This window comes from Haloarchaeobius pelagicus, assembly GCF_051207375.1.
Classification (GTDB): domain Archaea; phylum Halobacteriota; class Halobacteria; order Halobacteriales; family Natrialbaceae; genus Haloarchaeobius.
The window spans coordinates 456183-472829 of the sequence record NZ_JBPJZD010000003.1 but is presented as its reverse complement, the minus strand read 5'-3'; the positions used below and the strand labels follow the sequence as shown (position 1 = coordinate 472829).

Annotated in this window: 18 protein-coding genes; 11 read left to right on the top strand and 7 right to left on the bottom strand. The window is 65.9% G+C overall.

Features of this window, described 5'->3' with window-relative positions; translation table 11 throughout:
• Positions 1-2: 2 nt before the first annotated feature.
• Positions 3-1823 carry an ABC transporter substrate-binding protein gene (locus tag ACSC1S_RS20220; RefSeq protein WP_435365895.1) on the bottom strand — a complete coding sequence of 607 codons (1821 nt, stop codon included), beginning with the start codon at positions 1821-1823 and terminating at the stop codon, positions 3-5.
• A gap of 150 nt (positions 1824-1973) precedes the next feature.
• On the bottom strand, positions 1974-2168 hold the full coding sequence (locus ACSC1S_RS20215; protein WP_435320398.1) for a hypothetical protein: 195 nt from the start codon (positions 2166-2168) through the stop codon (positions 1974-1976).
• Between the two features lie 171 nt (positions 2169-2339).
• On the opposite strand from ACSC1S_RS20215, the gene ACSC1S_RS20210 reads away from it, so the two are divergent.
• The 6 genes from ACSC1S_RS20210 to ACSC1S_RS20185 all read left to right on the top strand — a co-directional run bounded on the left by ACSC1S_RS20210 (position 2340) and on the right by ACSC1S_RS20185 (position 7380).
• Positions 2340-3143, top strand: coding sequence for an HpcH/HpaI aldolase family protein (locus ACSC1S_RS20210; RefSeq protein ID WP_435365894.1), 804 nt, complete (start codon positions 2340-2342; stop codon positions 3141-3143).
• A 75-nt stretch (positions 3144-3218) separates the two neighbouring features.
• Positions 3219-3884, top strand: a complete 666-nt coding sequence (tenA, locus tag ACSC1S_RS20205) for a thiaminase II (protein ID WP_435365893.1) — start codon at positions 3219-3221, stop codon at positions 3882-3884.
• Entirely contained in the window at positions 3881-4603 is a 723-nt protein-coding gene (locus tag ACSC1S_RS20200; RefSeq protein WP_435365892.1) for a TenA family protein, read from the top strand. Before tenA ends, ACSC1S_RS20200 begins: the two co-directional genes overlap by 4 nt.
• Positions 4597-6132 carry a sodium:solute symporter family transporter gene (locus ACSC1S_RS20195; protein ID WP_435365891.1) on the top strand — a complete coding sequence of 512 codons (1536 nt, stop codon included), beginning with the start codon at positions 4597-4599 and terminating at the stop codon, positions 6130-6132. The genes ACSC1S_RS20200 and ACSC1S_RS20195 overlap by 7 nt, the downstream gene beginning before the upstream one ends.
• 58 nt (positions 6133-6190) lie before the next feature.
• Entirely contained in the window at positions 6191-6454 is a 264-nt protein-coding gene (locus tag ACSC1S_RS20190) for a hypothetical protein (RefSeq protein ID WP_435365890.1), read from the top strand.
• Between the two features lie 143 nt (positions 6455-6597).
• On the top strand, positions 6598-7380 hold the full coding sequence (locus ACSC1S_RS20185; protein WP_435365889.1) for a beta-ketoacyl-ACP reductase: 783 nt from the start codon (positions 6598-6600) through the stop codon (positions 7378-7380).
• 22 nt (positions 7381-7402) lie between these two features.
• On the opposite strand, the gene ACSC1S_RS20180 is transcribed toward ACSC1S_RS20185, so the two are convergent.
• From ACSC1S_RS20180 to ACSC1S_RS20170, 3 genes are read right to left on the bottom strand one after another with little or no spacing between them, the layout of a single operon-like run.
• Complete coding sequence (locus tag ACSC1S_RS20180; protein WP_435365888.1) at positions 7403-7957, bottom strand: hypothetical protein; 555 nt, start codon at positions 7955-7957, stop codon at positions 7403-7405.
• Positions 7957-9318 carry an NRAMP family divalent metal transporter gene (locus ACSC1S_RS20175; protein ID WP_435365887.1) on the bottom strand — a complete coding sequence of 454 codons (1362 nt, stop codon included), beginning with the start codon at positions 9316-9318 and terminating at the stop codon, positions 7957-7959. Before ACSC1S_RS20175 ends, ACSC1S_RS20180 begins: the two co-directional genes overlap by 1 nt.
• 1 nt (position 9319) lies before the next feature.
• Positions 9320-10099 carry a phytanoyl-CoA dioxygenase family protein gene (locus ACSC1S_RS20170; RefSeq protein WP_435365886.1) on the bottom strand — a complete coding sequence of 260 codons (780 nt, stop codon included), beginning with the start codon at positions 10097-10099 and terminating at the stop codon, positions 9320-9322.
• Positions 10100-10245: 146 nt separating this feature from the next.
• Between ACSC1S_RS20170 and ACSC1S_RS20165 the strand changes: the two genes are divergently transcribed.
• The 5 genes from ACSC1S_RS20165 (at position 10246) to ACSC1S_RS20145 (ending at position 14847) form a co-directional block, all read left to right on the top strand.
• Positions 10246-10677, top strand: coding sequence for a DUF7475 family protein (locus tag ACSC1S_RS20165; protein ID WP_435365885.1), 432 nt, complete (start codon positions 10246-10248; stop codon positions 10675-10677).
• An 86-nt stretch (positions 10678-10763) separates the two neighbouring features.
• A complete protein-coding gene (gene proC / locus ACSC1S_RS20160; protein WP_435320384.1) occupies positions 10764-11543 on the top strand; it encodes a pyrroline-5-carboxylate reductase in 780 nt (259 codons plus the stop codon).
• A complete protein-coding gene (gene proB, locus ACSC1S_RS20155) occupies positions 11536-12384 on the top strand; it encodes a glutamate 5-kinase (protein WP_435365884.1) in 849 nt (282 codons plus the stop codon). Before proC ends, proB begins: the two co-directional genes overlap by 8 nt.
• A complete protein-coding gene (locus ACSC1S_RS20150) occupies positions 12377-13708 on the top strand; it encodes a glutamate-5-semialdehyde dehydrogenase (RefSeq protein ID WP_435365883.1) in 1332 nt (443 codons plus the stop codon). Before proB ends, ACSC1S_RS20150 begins: the two co-directional genes overlap by 8 nt.
• Positions 13709-13947: 239 nt before the next feature.
• The gene (locus ACSC1S_RS20145; RefSeq protein ID WP_435365882.1) at positions 13948-14847 is read left to right on the top strand and encodes a hypothetical protein; all 900 of its coding nucleotides are present in this window, start codon (positions 13948-13950) and stop codon (positions 14845-14847) included.
• Positions 14848-14865: 18 nt separating this feature from the next.
• Here the strand turns inward: ACSC1S_RS20145 and ACSC1S_RS20140 are convergent, their stop codons facing one another.
• Positions 14866-15291 carry a dual specificity protein phosphatase family protein gene (locus ACSC1S_RS20140; protein ID WP_435365881.1) on the bottom strand — a complete coding sequence of 142 codons (426 nt, stop codon included), beginning with the start codon at positions 15289-15291 and terminating at the stop codon, positions 14866-14868.
• Positions 15292-15299: 8 nt separating this feature from the next.
• Positions 15300-16610, bottom strand: a complete 1311-nt coding sequence (locus ACSC1S_RS20135) for a cytochrome P450 (protein WP_435365880.1) — start codon at positions 16608-16610, stop codon at positions 15300-15302.
• Positions 16611-16647: the final 37 nt, after the last annotated feature.

The window sequence follows — 16647 nt, the reverse complement described above, 5'->3', positions numbered from 1 at the left end:
TCTCACTTGGGCTTGGCCGTGAGCTTCCCCTCGCGCGGCAGGTAGTACGGCGGCCAGTCGACGATGGCGTCCTCGTCGTTCTTCTTGATGGTCTCCCAGTTGTCGGTCGTCAGCCAGGACTGGTCGAGTTTCTCCATGAGCGGAGCCATCGGGAGGTGCCGGTTGACGACCCACGCGAGCTCCTGGGTCTTCTGCATCGCTTCCTCGCCGGTCAGCCCGGCCAGTTCCTTCACTTCGGACTCGAGGTTGACGGTCCGTTTCGAGCCGTTCGGCTGACCGAGCGGCGAGACCTCGACCTCGCGCGGGAACTTCAGGATGGTCCGGGAACGGAAGCCGTTCAGCAGCTTGTTGAGGGTGAAGTACGGGTAGACCTTCCCGTCAGCCCAGCCGAGGCCGGCGACCGTGTAGTTCTGGTTGCCGTAGATGTCGCCCCAGTAGGACTGGCTCGGGTTGAGCGAGGCTTCGATGCCGAAGTCGTTCAGGTCCTGGACGATGGACTGGCCACCGGCCGTCCAGTCGTTCCAGCCCGCGGGAATCTTGTACGGGAACTTCAGCGTCTTGCCCTTGGCGTCGACCCAGGTCCCGTTGTTCTTCTCGAAGCCTGCTTCACGCAGGAGCGACGCGGCCTTGTCCGTGTTCGGCTCGTACTTGTCGAACTTCGAGAGGTTGTCGCCGAGCCAGTTCTTGTAGCTGCCGTTGAAGTTGCCCGGGAGGCCACTCGGGACCTCGACCGGCACGTGCATCTTCGAGCCAGCACTCTGTGCGAGCTTCTGGCGGTCGATGACGTACTGGATCGCGCGCTTGACGTTCTGCTGGCTGTAGTGCTCGTGCTCGTGGTTGAACATGATGCCCATCCCCCAGTTGGCGGGCATCGGAATCTCGCGGACGTGGTCGCCGTAGGACTCCGCGATGTTGCTGGGCGTGAACACGTTGTCGATCCCGTCGACCGTGTCGGTGCGCAGTGCCTGCCACTGCTTCTGGTTGGACTGGAGGTAGTTCCACTTCATCCGCGGGAAGTTGATGTTGTCCGCGTCAGGGTGGTCCGTGAAGCGCTCGGCGACGACCTCCTGGTTCCCCGCCCGGACGAGTTTGAACGGCCCGCTGCCGTTCGGCTCGTCGATGGTGAGCTCGGTCAGGCCGGGTGCCTCGCCGTCCGATTCGTAGGCGTCGAGGAACTCCTTGAACGTATCGCGGGGCGTGTCGAGTGCGATGGGCTTGAGCGAGTAGAGGAAGACCTCGGAGGAGACGGGGCGCTGGAGGCCGAGTTCGAGGGTCGAGTCGTCGACGACCGTGACGTCCTCGGCGTTGACGATGTTCCCGATGGCTGCGCCGTCGTAGATCTCGAGCTTCAGCTTGAACGCAACGTCTTCGGCGGTGATCTCGTTGCCGTTGTGCCAGTGGTAGCCATCACGGACGGAGAGCGTGACCGTCTCGCTCCCGATGTCCCACGATTCGAGGATGCCCGGCATGAACTTGCTCGTCGCCTCGTTGACGTAGAGCAGGTTCTCGAACAGCGCCAGTGCGATGCGCTCGGGGTACTTCTGCCCGTACGGGTTGAACTGCATGTCCTTCGGGACGTCCGCCGTCGCGGTGACGAACGTCCGGTCGGTCATCGGCAGTTCGTCTTTCGAGGTCTGGGTCCCGGTACCGCCACCCCCACCCCCACCGCCGTTGTTATCCTGACCGGCGGTGGTGGCAGTGTCCTTGTTCGAGCCGGCGCAGCCGGCGAGGCCGGCAGCGCCCGCCGCCCCTGCAGCTTGCAGGAAACGACGTCGAGTCTTTCGCAGGTTTCGTTCGCTATCGTCCGTGTGGTGTTCGGACATACCTCGACCAAAAACCGGCAGGTATGTATGTATTTTCGATGATGTTTTAGATGTAGTGGCCCAATAAATAATTATTTTGACATAGTTCTGAACCGGGGTTCACGGACGAATCTGGCCGCTGCCGGGGCCAGCACGGGAGAATATCGTGGTTCAGGGCTCGTAGAACTCCGCACCCCGTCGAATCGCGATGCCAAGCCCGGCGAGTGTTGCCAGGATTATCCCGAACGAGGCGAGCGAGATGGCGCGTTCGGCCGTTCCGGGCTCCGTGAACTGGTACCCGATCGCCAGGAGCACGAGAAGGATGGTATCGAGCGCGAAGAGTATCGAGAGGAAGTTCTGGCGCATGCTTCCACCCGCGAGAGCCACGCTCAAAAGCATATCGGCGCGGGTGTCCAGGGCACGCTGATTCAGTCCAGTTCGGACTCGATAAAACATTTATCTTACATATCTGGTTCTCGTCGACAACTCCCCAACTGAGACCGTACCGATAAACCATCAGAACGAGTGTGTGGCCTCATGGAACATCTTCACGATGCCGCAGCACTCCGAGAGTCGATGCGAGCCCGCGACCCCGTCGTCGGGGGCTGGGTCTCTATCGGTCATCCGGCGGTCGCCGAGATAACAGCAGGTGCTGCCCTGGACTTCGTCACCATCGACATGGAGCACGCGGCGATGAGCATCGAGACCGTCGAGAACCTCGTGCGTGCGGTTTCGGTCACGCCCGGTGAGACGGTCCCGCTGGTTCGCCCACCCTCGGCCGACCCGGTCGCCATCAAGCGCGTTCTCGACACCGGTGCCGGTGGATTGCTCGTCCCGCGGGTCGACACGCCCGCCGAGGCAGCACAGGTCGTCGAGGCCTCGACGTATCCTCCCGCAGGCATGCGCGGGACCGGTGGTGGGCGGGCCTCGAACTACGGTGGGACGCTTCCGGCGTACATCGACGCCGCGGACGAGTCGTTGACGCGAATCATCCAGGTCGAAACCCGCGACGCTGTGGACAATGCTGCGGAGATCGCCGCCGTCGACGGCGTCGATGCCCTGTTCGTCGGCCCGGCCGACCTCTCGGCGGCGCTGGACTGCCACCTCGACTTCTCGGCTTCCCAGTTCGAGGACGCGGTCGAATCGGTTCTCGACGCCGCCGAAGCCGAAGGCGTCCCTGTCGGTGTGTTCGCGACTGCTTCCGACCAGCTCGAGGCGTGGCTCGACTCCGGGTTCGACTTCGCTATCGTCGGCTACGACGCGAAATTCCTGCGGGAGGCGACGGACGAACTGGTCGCCGCGTTCGACGAGGGAACCGGTGGCTCCAGCGAAGCCCGGTAGGTCCACTCCACAGACGATAACTCGGTGGTATGACTCGATGGTAATACTTTTCGTCGCCGTCGCGCAACTGCCCGTATGGCGTTCACGGACGAGATACGAGCGGAGGCCGACGCGTACTGGGAGGCCATGGTCGAGCACCCGATGGTCGCGCGACTCGGTGACGGCAGCCTCGACGAGGAGCCGTTCCGGTACTGGGTCAGACAGGACTACGTCTACCTGGTCGAGTACAGTCGACTGTTCGCGTTGGGGGCCGCGAAGGCACCCGACCTGGACACGATGGGGACGTTCGCGCAGCTCCTCGATTCCACGGTCAACACGGAGATGGACCTGCACCGGTCCTACGCAGCCGAGTTCGGCATCGACGAGACTGAACTCGCGGCGACCCGGCCGTCGCCGACGACGCGGGCCTACACCGACTTCCTGGTTCGGACGGCCTCGCACGGGACCTTCGGCGACCTCGTCGCCGCGTTACTCCCGTGCATGTGGGGGTTCAACGAGACCGGCAAGCGCCTCGCGGCGCAGGGCACGCCCGACCACGAACAGTACGCTGCGTGGGTCGAGATGTACGCCGGCGAGGAGTTCAGCGAACTCACCAAGTGGTGCAAGGACCTGCTGGACCAGGTGGCCGCGGACGGGACGGAGACCGACCACGCCCGATATCGTGACCTGTTCCGGACCTCCGCACAGTACGAGTACCTCTTCTGGGAGGCGGCGTGGACCGAGGAGGAGTGGCCGCTATGACTGGCGAGTTCGCGCACTACGCCGCGGCCCGGGACGAACCGCGGTTCACAGACTGGCTTCGAGACCGAACAGGGATGGACTGGCAGGCAGCGACCGACCATCGCTTCACCCGTGAACTCGGTGCCGACGAGATCGACGATGCGACCTTCGAGCGCTACCTCTTGCAGGACTACGCCTTCGTCGAGACGCTGGTCGGGACGTTCGGGCACGCCGTCGGGCAGGCTCCGACCATGGCGGCGAAATCGCGGCTCACCGACTTTCTGGGGATCCTGACCGACGAGGAGAACGATTACTTCGAGCGGTCGTTCGAGGCACTTGGGGTCACCGACGCCGAGTACGAGAATCCCGACCTGCTCCCGCCGACGCGAGCCTTCGTGGACCTGCTCGGCCGCGCCGCCGCGCAGGGAGACTACGCCGAGACCCTGGCCGTACTCGTGCCCGCGGAGTGGGTGTACCTGGAGTGGGCGGCCGCGGTCGCTGGCCAGGAGCAGTCCCGGTTCTACCTCTCGGAATGGGTCGACCTGCACGCGACGCCCGGCTTCGAAGCCTTCGTGGGGTGGCTCCGGTCGGAACTCGACCGGGTCGGGGCCGAGGCTGCACCCCGACGACAGGAACGACTCGCCCGCCTGTTCCGCCGGACGGTCGAACTCGAGGTCGCGTTCTTCGATGCGGCCTACGGTGAATCCGAGGCGGTTGCAGGGGGTGAGACGCAATGGTGAGTACGGCTATCGCGCTCTCGCTCACTGTCGCGACACTGGTCGTCTTCACCGCCCTGGGGCTCTGGCACTCGCGCGGCCGGGTCGGCTCGGTGGAGGACCTCATCTCGGCCCGGAACTCAGCGGGAGGACGCCGGACGACCGCGACACTGGTCGCGTCGGTCATGGGTGTCTGGATTCTCTTCTCGGCACCCGAAGCCGGTGCAGGCTTCGGCATCGCCGCGGTCGTCGGCTACGCCATCGGCGAGGCGGTCCCGATGCTCGCGTACTCGAAACTCGGCCCGCGCATCCGCCAGCTCATCCCGGATGGTCACTCGCTCACCGAGTTCGCCCACGCCCGGTACGGCGACGCCATGTACGGGTTCGTCGTGCTGGTGAGCGCGCTCTACATGTTCATCTTCCTCGCCGCCGAGTTGACCGGTATCGCGGGCGCGCTCGCCCTGGTCGCCGGGGTTCCCCAGTGGCAGACCGCCGTTCTGGTGGGTGGATTCGTCCTCCTCTACACCGGCTACGGTGGCCTCCGGGCGAGCCTGTTCACCGACACAGTGCAGGCGCTGCTTGTCCTGCCCCTGCTCCTGTTGACGTTCGGTGGCGCAATCGTCGCCCTCGGAGGCCCCGGACAGGTGTACGAGGGCGTTCAGACCACCAGCCCGACGCTGCTGGACGCCGGCTTCGCCGCCGGCCTGCAGTTCGGTCTCGCGCTCTCGTTCGCCATCCTCGGTGCGGAACTGCTCAACCAGACCTGGTGGCAGCGTATCTACGCCGGGAAGGACAGCGAGACCGTCGCCAGCAGCTTCAGACGGGCGAGCCTCCTGAACGGTGGCCTCGTCTTCTTCGCCGCACTCTTCGGTATCATCGCCGTCGGGAACGCCGACGTGGTCACGGACATCACGAGTTCGGGCTACAACGCCGACGTGGCGTTCTTCGTCCTCTTGCAGAGCGCCTTCCCGGAGTGGCTCGTCCTCGCGGTCGTCCTGCTCGCGCTGTTGCTCGTCATGAGCTCCGTGGACACGCTGTTCAATGCACTCTCGAGCCTCGTGACGGCCGACCTCGCCCGACTGCTCTCCGGTCCGAGCGACCGGCAGCTCGCCCTTGGCTCGCGCGCGTTCACCGTGGTCGTCGCGGTCGCGGCCATCTACGTCAGCCTCCGGGCACAGAGCGTCCTTCGGCTGTTCTTCCTCGCCGACCTGCTCGGGGCCGCGGTCGCGTTCCCACTCGTGTACGGCCTTTACTCCGAGCGCATCACCGGCCCGGGCGCGCTCGTGAGTAGTCTCGGCGGCCTCGCGGTCGGGCTCGCGTACTTCCCCGACCTTCGCGGGTACATCACGGCGATTCCGGTCGTCGGCGACCTGCTGCCTGCGGCGGACCCGCTGTACCTCACCTCCTTCGCGGGAGCGTTTCTGGTCTCGACCGGGCTGGCTCTCGTCGCGGCTCGCGCCGCGAATGCGGACTTCGACTTCGACCGACTCGCCCGGGAGATTCGGCGACTTGACGAGCCGATGACGGACGGAGGACGCGGCCAGGAGGAGTGAGGTCAGCTGTACACCCTGGCGAAACTGACTTGTCGTCGGTCCGAGACGGTCGACCCGGATGGACCTGGTGTTCCTCGGACGACTCGTGGTCGGGTACGGGTTCGGTCTCGCGCTCCTCTACGGCGGGGTGATGCAGACGCGTCGGGCGGCCAGACGGCAGTACGACAAGCTCACGTTCGGGTCGTTCCGGTACGTCTTCGGCCCACTCGGGCTGACCGACAACGACGAGGTACTCCGGGTCTTCTGGCTCGCCGGTGGCCCGCTGTGCTCGCTGGTTGGCACTGCGTATCTGGTCGGAATCACCTGGTTGCTCCTGACCTGACTGAGAAGGAGACTGCGACCGAATACGAGACGGAGTACGCACTCGGGGTTCGGTTCACCGCGGTCGAAGACTGACGGAGTGTCTTTCCAGAGTTGTGATAATACAGCAAACGATTTTTGCCCCTCTCCGCTGTGTGATAGAGTATGTCTCTCAGGATGGAGCGGCTGGAGCCACTGGACAGAACCCCCCTCGCGGGGAAGACCTGCGTCGTCACCGGCTCGTCGCGGGGTATCGGGCGGCAGATCGCGCTCGAACTCGCCCGCTGTGGGGGTGATATCGTCGTCAACTACAACTCGTCCGAGGAGCGTGCGGCGGAGGTCACCGAGGTCATCGAAGCGAACGAGGGCAATGCGATGTCTGTTGGTGCGGACGTCTCTGACCCCGAGCAGGTCGAACGGATGGCAGACGAAGTCCACGACGAGTTCGGCCAGATAGACGTCCTGGTCAACAACGCCGGCATCACGAGAGACCGAACCTTCGAGGAGATGACCTACGACGACTGGAATCAGGTCATGGGGGTCAACCTCAACGGGGCGTTCAACTGTACGAAGGCGTTCTACGAGGACATCAAGTCGACCGACGGTGGCCGGCTCATCAACATCTCGAGCGTCGTCGGCCAGCAGGGGAACTACGGCCAGGCGAACTACGCCACCTCGAAGGGTGGTCTCATCGCGTTCACGCGGACCATCGCCCTGGAACTCGCCCGTCACGACTCGACGGCGAACTGCGTCGCCCCCGGGTTCACCGAGACGGACATGCTGGGGGAGGTCCCGGAACGGGTCCGGGAGAAGATTCGCGCGAAGATACCCCTCAACCGGTTCGCCGACCCCGAGGACATCGTCGGTCTCGTCCGGTTCCTCGCCAGCGACCAGTCGAGCTACATGACCGGGCAGGTGCTCGGGGTCAACGGCGGCATGGAGTGGTAAGCGACTGATTCCGGGGGTTCGGTCACCCGAGTTCGACGACCCGCTCTGCCCACGCCCGAAGCCGACGTAGTGCCGCACGTTCATTTCGCGACACCGCGTCGTCGCTTCCGAGTTCGTCGCTCTCGAAGGCGTTGAGCACTGCCACGTCTGCCCGGTCGCAGTAGCTCGTCAGCCGCCCGGTCGCGTCGGCGTCAGCCTGTAGCGCGATGGTCGCGTCGTTGACGAAGACAGCGGTCGGATTCGCCGGCGCTGCATCGAGCAACCGGCCAGCGTTTGCCGCGTTCTCCGAAGCCAGTTCTCGTGCTTCCTCCTCTGACTCGCTTGCCGACCGCGGTGCATGTGCCTCCAGTACCCCGTGCCAGGCGTCGTCCGGAACTTCCGTGAACCGCGAGAGCCGGCCACCGAGGAGCACGCCGTCGCGCTCGACCTCGGGGGCGAACTCGAGGACGACGACACCCTCAGGGCCGTGCTCTGTGACCCACGAATCCAGCGCCTGCGCCGTGAGCCGGGTCTTCCCGGTGTTCGAGGGACCCACGACGAGCGTCGAACTGGACAGCGGGAACGGCAGGTCGGGCATCAGTCGAGCGATTCCTGTGCGGCTGGCTCGCGGCTGCCCCAGTCCCGGACGAACAGCGCCAGCAACCCGAGGGTCGCCACGCCGAGCACCGCGGCGAAGATGACCACGAACAGCGTGATGGGGTCACCGAGACCCGCAGAGACCTGCCCGCGCAGGAACGATCCGGCCGTGACGGTGGTGATGCCGATGAGGACGAGCCCGGCGACGTTCGCGGCGACGGAGTTCGTCTCCGACACCGTCTCGGGGTCGTTGAGCAGGAACAGCACGAGGGCGATGGCGAAGGGCGTCCCGACAAGCCCGAACGCGAGCACCAGCACCAGCAGCGGAAAGAACGCGCCGCCGAGGAAGACGCCGCCGATGCCGACCAGGGCCGTCACGACGATAGCGGCTCGGTACCGCGAGTCGGACACGTCGGTCTCCCAGCCGAGCTTATCGGCCAGCAGGTATGGCGGAACCGTCGTGTTCCCGCCGAGGGTGGAGATGGCCGCGCCCCAGAGCCCGAGCAGGAACAGCCACTTCGCGTTCTCGCCGACGAGCGGGCCGAGGGCCTGTGCGGCCGCGGTCGCTGTCAAGCCCTCAGCGGAGACGGAGCCTGCGGAGTGCAGGACACCCGCGGCCACGAGGAAGATGGCGAGGCTGTAGACCCCGAAGGCGACGAGCATCGATGCGCCGATGTCGGTGACCGCGAGGTCGTACTCGTCACTGGTCCACTGCTTGGCGCGCATGGTGTAGGACTGCATGGTGATGAGCGTGATGTGGACCGCGCCGCCGAGGATGCCCGCCGCGGCGAGCGCGCCGCTCGTTCCGGCCGGAATCTGTGGGACGAGCCCCGTCGCGGCCGCGCCGAGGTCGACCGGGACGACGACGAGCGAGGCCACGAACGCGAGCACGACGAGGGAGACGAGTACCTTCGCGCCGGTCTCGGCGATGCGGTAGCCGCCGCCGGCGAGGCCGACCGCGAGGACGACGCCCCAGACGACCGCCCAGACCACGTTGCTGATACCGGTGATGGTCGCGCTCACGTCCGCGACCGTCTTCATGATGACCAGCTGTGCCAGCCCGGAGGCGAGGACCGCGTCGCCGACGAGCAGCCACGCCCATCTCGAACCGAGCCGGTCCTCGACGACGGAGACGATACCCGCCTCGGTCAGCAACCCGAGTCGCATCGCGAGGAACTGTGCGGTCGCACCGAGCAGCGCCGAGAGCAGGACGATCCAGAGCAGGGTGTAGCCGTAGCCAGCACCCGCCGTGAGCAGGCTGGCCATGGTCGCCGGCCCGGCGGCGATAGCACCAGCCAGCCACGTCGGGCCCATCCGGGAGAGCAGTGCGTCGAACCGGCCACCGGAGTCACTCGTCGCCATCTCAGACACACCCCGGGAACTCGTCGCCGGTGACGTGGAGGCTGTCGACCCACTCGGGCGGCTCCTCGTCGGTGAACCGTGAGCGACCACGCATGTACGCGAGGATGAACGCGCGCCGCCAGTCGTCGGTGGTGTTCGGCGCGGTGTAGTGGGGCAACAGGCAGTGCTGGAACAGCACGTCGCCCGGTTCCATCGGGAGCGCCACGGTGTCCTCGGGGCCGTACTGCCGCCCCGTCAGCGTGATGTCGGTGTCGTACTCCAGCGCCTCGTGTTCGATGAGACCGTCCGTGTGTGCGCCGGGCACGACCTGCATACAGCCGTTCGCCGTCGTCGCCTCGTCGAGGGCGACCCACACCGTGACGTGGTCCATCGGATGGATTGGATAGTACGCCGCGTCCTGGTGGAACTTCTTCTCGCTCCCGACCCGGGGCGGCTTGAGCATCGCCGCGCTCCGCAGGAGTTTCAGGTTCGGACCCTGGAGCTGCTGGACCACCGAGACGATTCCGTCGTGCTCGGCGAGCGCCGCAAAGGCATCGTCCTCGCGCACCATCCCGAGTCCCTCGAACTTCCGGACTGGCTCGCTATCGCCCTCTGCGTCCCCGGGGAGCGAGTCCGCCTCCGGTTCGAGCATCCGACTGAACTCCCGTTCCGCACGGTCCCCCTCGACGTATTCCTGAAGCCGTCGCTTCGTTCGCTCGACGACCGACTCGTCGAGCAGTCCGTCCACCACCACGTACCCCTCGCGCTGGTAGTGGGCGAAGTCGCTGTCTGTGAGCTGCATACCACTTGGTTTTATTGCTGAGTAATAAAGTGGTTGGTTGCTGTTCCATCTACCGTCCTGCATCGGCTGAACGCTGGCGAGAAGGGCTTTCAACTGGATTCTGAGGGTTCTACGACCTTTTGCTCCACCGACGCCTACCTACGGGTATGCCTGCAGTTCGCTCCCGGATGGCCGCCCGATACCGGTCGCTGACGATGATGGAATCGCTCGCGGTATTGCTCGTTCTGGTCACGGCGCTCGTCCACCTGTACGAAGGGGTCGAGGACCTGGGTGAGGGGATGCTCGGCGTCATGTTCATCCTCGCCGGGCTCGGGTTCCTGGGTGCTATCGTGCTCTTCTTCCTCGACTACCCCCGGCTACCGCTGTACATCGTCGGTATCTTCTACACCGGCCTGCAGTTCGTACTGTACTTCGTCCTCCGGTGGCCGAACGTCTACGACACCCTCGCCCTGTTCGACAAGATCGTCCAGCTCGTGCTCATGCTGGTCCTCGTCGAACTGTTCCGGAGCGAGCGCGCGAAGTCGGAAGAGGCCGCCCCGGAAACGCCCGAGAGTGACGGACCGACGACGGAGGAGTGACATTCCAGTCCCCGACTTACGTCCCTCCCAAATCCTGCGAGTACCCAAGTCTCTATCCGCGATGAGCGACATATACAGGGTATAGGATGGTCTACGTGAGTATTATCGGCTGTGGCAACATGGGGAGCGCCCTCGCAGAGGGTCTCTCGAAGGCTGGCGGGTATTCCGTGACGGCCTGCGACCTCGACCCCGACGCTCGTGACCGCGTCGCGGACTACTGTGAAGAGACGACCGACGACCCCGCGGCGGCGACTGCCGGTGCGGACATCGTCGTCGTCGCCGTGAAACCGGACATCGTCGGCCCAGTGCTCGATTCTATCGACCTCTCGCCCGAGCAGACGCTGGTCTCGTTCGCGGCCGGCGTCCGCCGGGAGTACGTCCAGGCGCGAACCGACGCCACGGTCGTTCGTGTCATGCCGAACATCGCCGCCGCCTACGGCGACATGGCTGCCGCGGCCGTCGCCGACGACCTGACCGACGAGGTTCGCGAGATGCTCGCCGCCGTCGGCTCGTTCGTCGAGGTCGACGAGTCCCTGATGGACATCGCGACCGCGGTCAACGGCAGTGGCCCGGCGTTCGTCTTCTATCTTCTCGAAGCGATGAAGGACGCCGGCATCGAGAGCGGGCTCGACCCGGAGCAGGCCGAGGTGCTCGCCGCCCAGACGTTCAAGGGTGCGGGGGAGATCGTCCTGCAGGACGACCGGAGCGTCGACGAACTCATCGACGCGGTCTGTTCGCCCAACGGAACGACCATCGAGGGCATGAAGGTCCTCAGAGCCAGCGACGCGGACACCGCCGTCATGGATGCGGTGGAGGCCGCCCGCAAACGCTCTGTCGAACTCGCAGAGGAGTTCAGAGATGACTGAGGCGATAGACAGCACCCCGGTCGACGACGACGTCGTCTCCGCGGTGCGAAAACAGGCCGCCGCGGCGGAGCGCGTCATCGTCAAGGCGGGGACGAACTCGCTGACCGACGACGACTCCAACCTCGACGACGCGAAGCTCGACAAGCTCGTCGACGACATCTACGACCTCCGGAAGCGCGGCAAGGAAGTGCTCCTGGTCTCCTCGGGTGCCATCGGGGCCGGGGCCGGGCGGCTCGGCCGGACGGACCGGACCGTCGAGGAGAAGCAGGCCCTCTCGACGGTCGGCCAGAGCCACCTCATGCGGCGGTACACCGAGAGCTTCGAGCGCTACGACCTGACCATCGCCCAGATTCTCATCACCCAGCAGGACCTCGACAACCCGGAGCGGTTCACGAACTTCCGGAACACCATCGAGACGCTGCTGGACTGGGGTATCGTCCCCATCATCAACGAGAACGACGCCGTCGCAACCGAGGAGATCCAGATCGGTGACAACGACATGATCTCGGCGTCCATCGCCATCGGCGTCGACGTCGACCTGCTGGTGACGCTCACCGACGTCCCGGGCGTCTACACCGGCAACCCGAAGCACGACCCGGAGGCGGAACGTATTCTGGCCGTCGGCGAGAACTACGACGTGGTGCAGGACATCATCGCGAAGAGCGCGACCGATGGGTTCGGCGGTATCCGGACCAAGGTCGAAGGCGCACGCGACGTGAGCGAACACGGCATCCCCGCCATCATCGCGGAATCGACCGAACCCGCCGTCCTCGAACGGATCGCGAACGCGGAGTCGGTCGGGACCATCTTCCTTCCCATCAACGGTGACACCGATGACTGAGAACGACACACTGGCACAGGTGCAGGAGGCACAGACCGCGTCGCTCGAACTGGCGAAGCTGTCCGACGAGACGCGAAGCGAGGCGCTGCGAGCCATCGCCGACGCCATCGACGCCCGCCACGAAGAGATACTCGAGGCGAACGCGAAGGACGTCGAGGCGGGCGAGGAGCTGCTCGCGAAGGGCGAGTACACTCAGGCGCTGGTCGACCGGCTCAAGCTCTCGGATTCGAAACTCGATAGCATCGCCGAGATGGTCAGAAGCGTGGCGAATCAGGACGACCCGCTCGGGAAGACGCTCTCGGCGCGCGAACTCGACGATGGACTGGAACTCTACAAGGTGAGCACGCCTATCGGCGTCATCGGGACCGTCTTCGAGTCCCGGCCCGACGCCCTGGTCCAGATCGCCGCGCTCAGCATGAAATCGGGGAACGCGGTGATGCTCAAAGGCGGCAGCGAGGCCGCCCACTCGAACCGCGTGCTGTACGACATCATCCGCGAGGCGACCGCAGACCTGCCTGCGGGGTGGGCCCAGCTCATCGAGGCCCGCGAGGACGTCGACCGGATGCTGGAGATGGACGAGTACATCGACCTGCTGATGCCCCGCGGAAGCTCGCAGTTCGTCGAGTACATCCAGGACAACACGTCGATTCCGGTGCTGGGTCACACCGAGGGCGTCTGTCACGTCTTCGTCGACCGGGAGGCCGACCTCGACATGGCTTCGGACATCGCCTACGACGCGAAGTGCCAGTACCCCGCAGTCTGTAACGCAGTCGAGACGCTGCTCGTCCACGCGGACGTGGCGGCCGACTTCTTGCCCGAGATGGTTGCCCGGTACGAGGAGGCCGGTGTCGAGGTTCGCGGCGACGAGCGCACCCGCGAACTCGTGGACGTCGAGGAGGCCACCGAGGAGGACTGGTCGACCGAGTACGGCGACCTCGTGCTCTCCATCCGCGTCGTGGACTCGCTCTCGGACGCCATCGACCACATCACGAGATACAGTTCGAAGCACACCGAGTCCATCGTCACCGAGAACTCGGAACGGGCGGCCCGGTTCATGCGGAGCCTCGACTCCGCGAGCGTGTTCCACAACGCCTCGACCCGGTTCGCCGACGGCTACCGGTACGGCCTGGGTGCCGAGGTCGGCATCAGCACCGGGAAGACCCACGCCCGCGGCCCGGTCGGGCTCGAAGGCCTGACGACCTACAAGTACCACCTCGAAGGCGACGGCCACATCGTCGGCGACTACGCCGGCGAGAACGCGAAGCCGTACACCCACCGCGAGTTCGACGGCGAGTGGCAGCCCGGGAAGCGCTCGGACGAATAGGGGTTCACCGCGGTTCGTTCTCTTCCGTCTCTGAGCCAGTGCCCGTGTAGCGCGACGTTTCCTGGGCGGCCGGGCCATCGTGTCCGCTGATTTCAACTACGAGGTATGCGATGTCGAGGCGGCATGGTGGAGGTGGACGGGCACACGGTCGTCATCCCCGGGGCGTAGCCTTCCCTGTGGCACGAGGGTGTGTCGCACACCACCCGGTCGCTTATTATCGGGGAAACGACTGTTCTAGTATGACGCTCCTGTCGGTCTCCGTCTCGTCGCATCCGGCGTCTCTCGGAGCCATCGCCAGCCGGGCAGACAGCGTGGAACTCAAACTCGACTGGGAGCACGTCGACGCGCTCCTCTCGGATAAACCGGTGTCGGCACACTGTCGCGAGCAGGGTGTGGACACCGACTCGATTCGCAGCATCCATCTCCCGCCCGGGACGAACCGCCGGCACGGGATGGCCATCGCGCCCGGCAACACCGGCACCATCACCGACTTCATCCATCGAGGGCTGGGCGAGGCTGTCGACCCCGAGTGGCTGACCGTCCATACGGTACGGCGGTTCGACTACCGCGAGCAGGTCGAGCGATTCGCCACCGTCACCGACCTCACCGGCTTCCCGATTGCGGTCGAGAACACGCCCGACGCGTCGTACTTCCACGCCCCGGAGGAACTCGCCTTCGTGGCGATGCTGACCGACCAGGTGGACCGCCTAGCAGATACGCACCTGCTCGTGGACACGGCACACGTCGATACGGACAGATGCCAGGCCGCGGTCGACGAGACGGTCATCGCCGATGTCCTCGACAGGGCCCCGGCAGATATGGCTGCCAGCGTCGAGGACGACCTTCGTCAGTTCGTCGCAGAGAACCTGTCCGGGCTCGACGGGACGGTGCCGGCGAGTGACCCCTGGGCACCCGTCCTGACGACGCTTTACGCGACCGGTGGCGAGCGGGTCCGCGCGGTCCATCTGAATCACCCGGTCGACGATGGTCTGCCCAGGGCCGGCCACGACGCCGCAGAGGGTCTCGACCACGTACTGGCCTTCTGCCGCGAGCACGACATTGCGGTCGTCCTTGAACCCGGCCGGGCATCATTAGAAGAAATCGTGACCGTGGTCGAGGACCTGCGCGAGGGGGCCTGAGTACAGGCGCGTCCCCGCTCAGCCCCGGCGGTCGGCCCAGACCGACACCTCCCGGCGGACCAGTTCGGGATGCGGGTCGACCTCTTTCCTTCCTGCCGCGACGGTCTCGAACGCGTCGCCGATGTCCTGGTCCCGGTGGAGCGCCACCGCCGTCGCTGCGACGGCCGCGCTACGCGAGGACCCCCACGAGCAGTGGACGAGGACGCGCTCGCCAGCCTGGAGCAGTTCCACCGTCTCTGTGACGGCCTGCTCGAACGCCTCGCGGTCGTTCCTGGGGCCGTCCATCATCGGGAGGTGTCGATGGTCGAGCCCGGATGGGATGCCACCATCGGGCGACTCGTGGGTCACGGAGACGACCGCGGTGATGTCGTTCGCCTGTAGCTGCGCCCGGTCGCCGGCCGCCTCGATTCCACTCACGAACAGGTCGTCGGAGACGTCGTCCATGGCTGGTCTCATTCCTCTCGTCGCTCGACCCTCGCCAGCACCGGCTCCGCGGGCTGTAGCGTCATCTGTGGGTCGACCTCGACCGCGTCGTCGTCGACGTCGAGCGAATACCGCTGGCCGACCGTGGCGAGGACGGCCTTCATCTCCAGGCGGGCGAAGTGACGCCCGATACAGATCCGCGGCCCGGCACCGAACGGGACGTAGGCGTACCCGCGTGCCCGTGGTGTCGTGTCCGCCCAGCGGTCCGGGTCGAACGTCCACGGGTCGTCGTAGAACCGCGAATCGTGGTGCACGTTCCAGACAGAGAGCAGGACGTCGGACCCCTCCGGAACGACGTAGTCACCGACCTCGGCCGGCTCTCGCATCACCCGGGGAATCGCGTGGACCGGCGGGTAGAGCCGCAGCGTCTCGTGGATGATTCTGTCGAGGAACTCCATGTCCTGCAACTCCGCGAGTGTGGGGCTGCCGTCGACGACCTCGTCGAGCTCGGCGTGGAACCGGGCCGCAACATCGGGATGTGCGGCCAGCTGGTGGAGCGCGTACGTCATCGCGAGGGCGGTGGTCTCGTGGCCGGCGAAGATCATCCCGACGACCTGGTCGAGCACCTCGGTCTCGTCGAAGCCCGAGTCCGGGTCGTCGCGCAGCGCCGCAAGTCGCGCGAGGAGGCTGTCTTCGGCGTCCCCGTCACCCGAGTTCTCGAGGATGCGTCGCGCCCGGTCGCGGAGTTCTCGTTCACCCCGGTGGAAGCCTCGCCGGGCCGGGGTCGGAATCCAGTTCGGAAGTGCCCAGGTGGCGGGTTCGAACCAGAGGTTGAGGGCGTAGGCGGTCTCGGCGAGGTCGTCGGCTTCTGCCTCCGAGAGCGACTGCCCGAGGACGACCTCGAACAGGTTGTGCAGGGCGAGGGATTTCATCTCCTCGTCGATGCGGACCGTCTCTCCCGAGGGCCAGCCATGGACCCGGTCCGCGGTGATGTCGACCATGGTTTCGGCGTACTCGTGGATACGGGTGGGGCTGAAGAACGGCTCCATCGCGTGGCGCTGTCGTCGCCACTGTTCGCCCTCCACCGCGAGCAGTGCATCGCCGAAGGCGACCTGGAAGTCGTCGAGCTTCGCGAACGCCTCACGGTTCGTCAGGCTCGTCTCGATGTGGTCCGGGTGGGCGAGGACGTAGACGTCTCGGCCCGGAAAGCGCATCTGGAACGCGTCGCCGGTCGACTCGACCGACCGTTCGATGAAGCCGAACGGGTCGCTGGCGAAGGAGGCAGCGTGGCCGACCAGCGGGAGGCCCGATGGGGCGGGCGGGGTACGACCCTGTTTCATTCGTTCCCCCGGTTGGCGCGTATCGACAAAACAGTTC

Excerpts from the sequence above, each read along its gene's own strand:
- ACSC1S_RS20210 (WP_435365894.1), top strand. The coding sequence starts at position 2,340 with ATGGAACATCTTCACGATGCCGCAGCACTCCGAGAGTCGATGCGAGCC.
- tenA (WP_435365893.1), top strand. The coding sequence starts at position 3,219 with ATGGCGTTCACGGACGAGATACGAGCGGAGGCCGACGCGTACTGGGAG.
- ACSC1S_RS20135 (WP_435365880.1), bottom strand. The coding sequence starts at position 16,610 with ATGAAACAGGGTCGTACCCCGCCCGCCCCATCGGGCCTCCCGCTGGTC.
- ACSC1S_RS20185 (WP_435365889.1), top strand. The coding sequence starts at position 6,598 with ATGTCTCTCAGGATGGAGCGGCTGGAGCCACTGGACAGAACCCCCCTC.
- proB (WP_435365884.1), top strand. The coding sequence starts at position 11,536 with ATGACTGAGGCGATAGACAGCACCCCGGTCGACGACGACGTCGTCTCC.
- ACSC1S_RS20190 (WP_435365890.1), top strand. The coding sequence starts at position 6,191 with ATGGACCTGGTGTTCCTCGGACGACTCGTGGTCGGGTACGGGTTCGGT.
- ACSC1S_RS20145 (WP_435365882.1), top strand. The coding sequence starts at position 13,948 with ATGACGCTCCTGTCGGTCTCCGTCTCGTCGCATCCGGCGTCTCTCGGA.
- ACSC1S_RS20180 (WP_435365888.1), bottom strand. The coding sequence starts at position 7,957 with ATGCCCGACCTGCCGTTCCCGCTGTCCAGTTCGACGCTCGTCGTGGGT.
- ACSC1S_RS20200 (WP_435365892.1), top strand. The coding sequence starts at position 3,881 with ATGACTGGCGAGTTCGCGCACTACGCCGCGGCCCGGGACGAACCGCGG.
- ACSC1S_RS20195 (WP_435365891.1), top strand. The coding sequence starts at position 4,597 with ATGGTGAGTACGGCTATCGCGCTCTCGCTCACTGTCGCGACACTGGTC.
- proC (WP_435320384.1), top strand. The coding sequence starts at position 10,764 with ATGGTCTACGTGAGTATTATCGGCTGTGGCAACATGGGGAGCGCCCTC.
- ACSC1S_RS20175 (WP_435365887.1), bottom strand. The coding sequence starts at position 9,318 with ATGGCGACGAGTGACTCCGGTGGCCGGTTCGACGCACTGCTCTCCCGG.
- ACSC1S_RS20140 (WP_435365881.1), bottom strand. The coding sequence starts at position 15,291 with ATGGACGACGTCTCCGACGACCTGTTCGTGAGTGGAATCGAGGCGGCC.
- ACSC1S_RS20215 (WP_435320398.1), bottom strand. The coding sequence starts at position 2,168 with ATGCGCCAGAACTTCCTCTCGATACTCTTCGCGCTCGATACCATCCTT.
- ACSC1S_RS20150 (WP_435365883.1), top strand. The coding sequence starts at position 12,377 with ATGACTGAGAACGACACACTGGCACAGGTGCAGGAGGCACAGACCGCG.
- ACSC1S_RS20165 (WP_435365885.1), top strand. The coding sequence starts at position 10,246 with ATGCCTGCAGTTCGCTCCCGGATGGCCGCCCGATACCGGTCGCTGACG.
- ACSC1S_RS20170 (WP_435365886.1), bottom strand. The coding sequence starts at position 10,099 with ATGCAGCTCACAGACAGCGACTTCGCCCACTACCAGCGCGAGGGGTAC.
- ACSC1S_RS20220 (WP_435365895.1), bottom strand. The coding sequence starts at position 1,823 with ATGTCCGAACACCACACGGACGATAGCGAACGAAACCTGCGAAAGACT.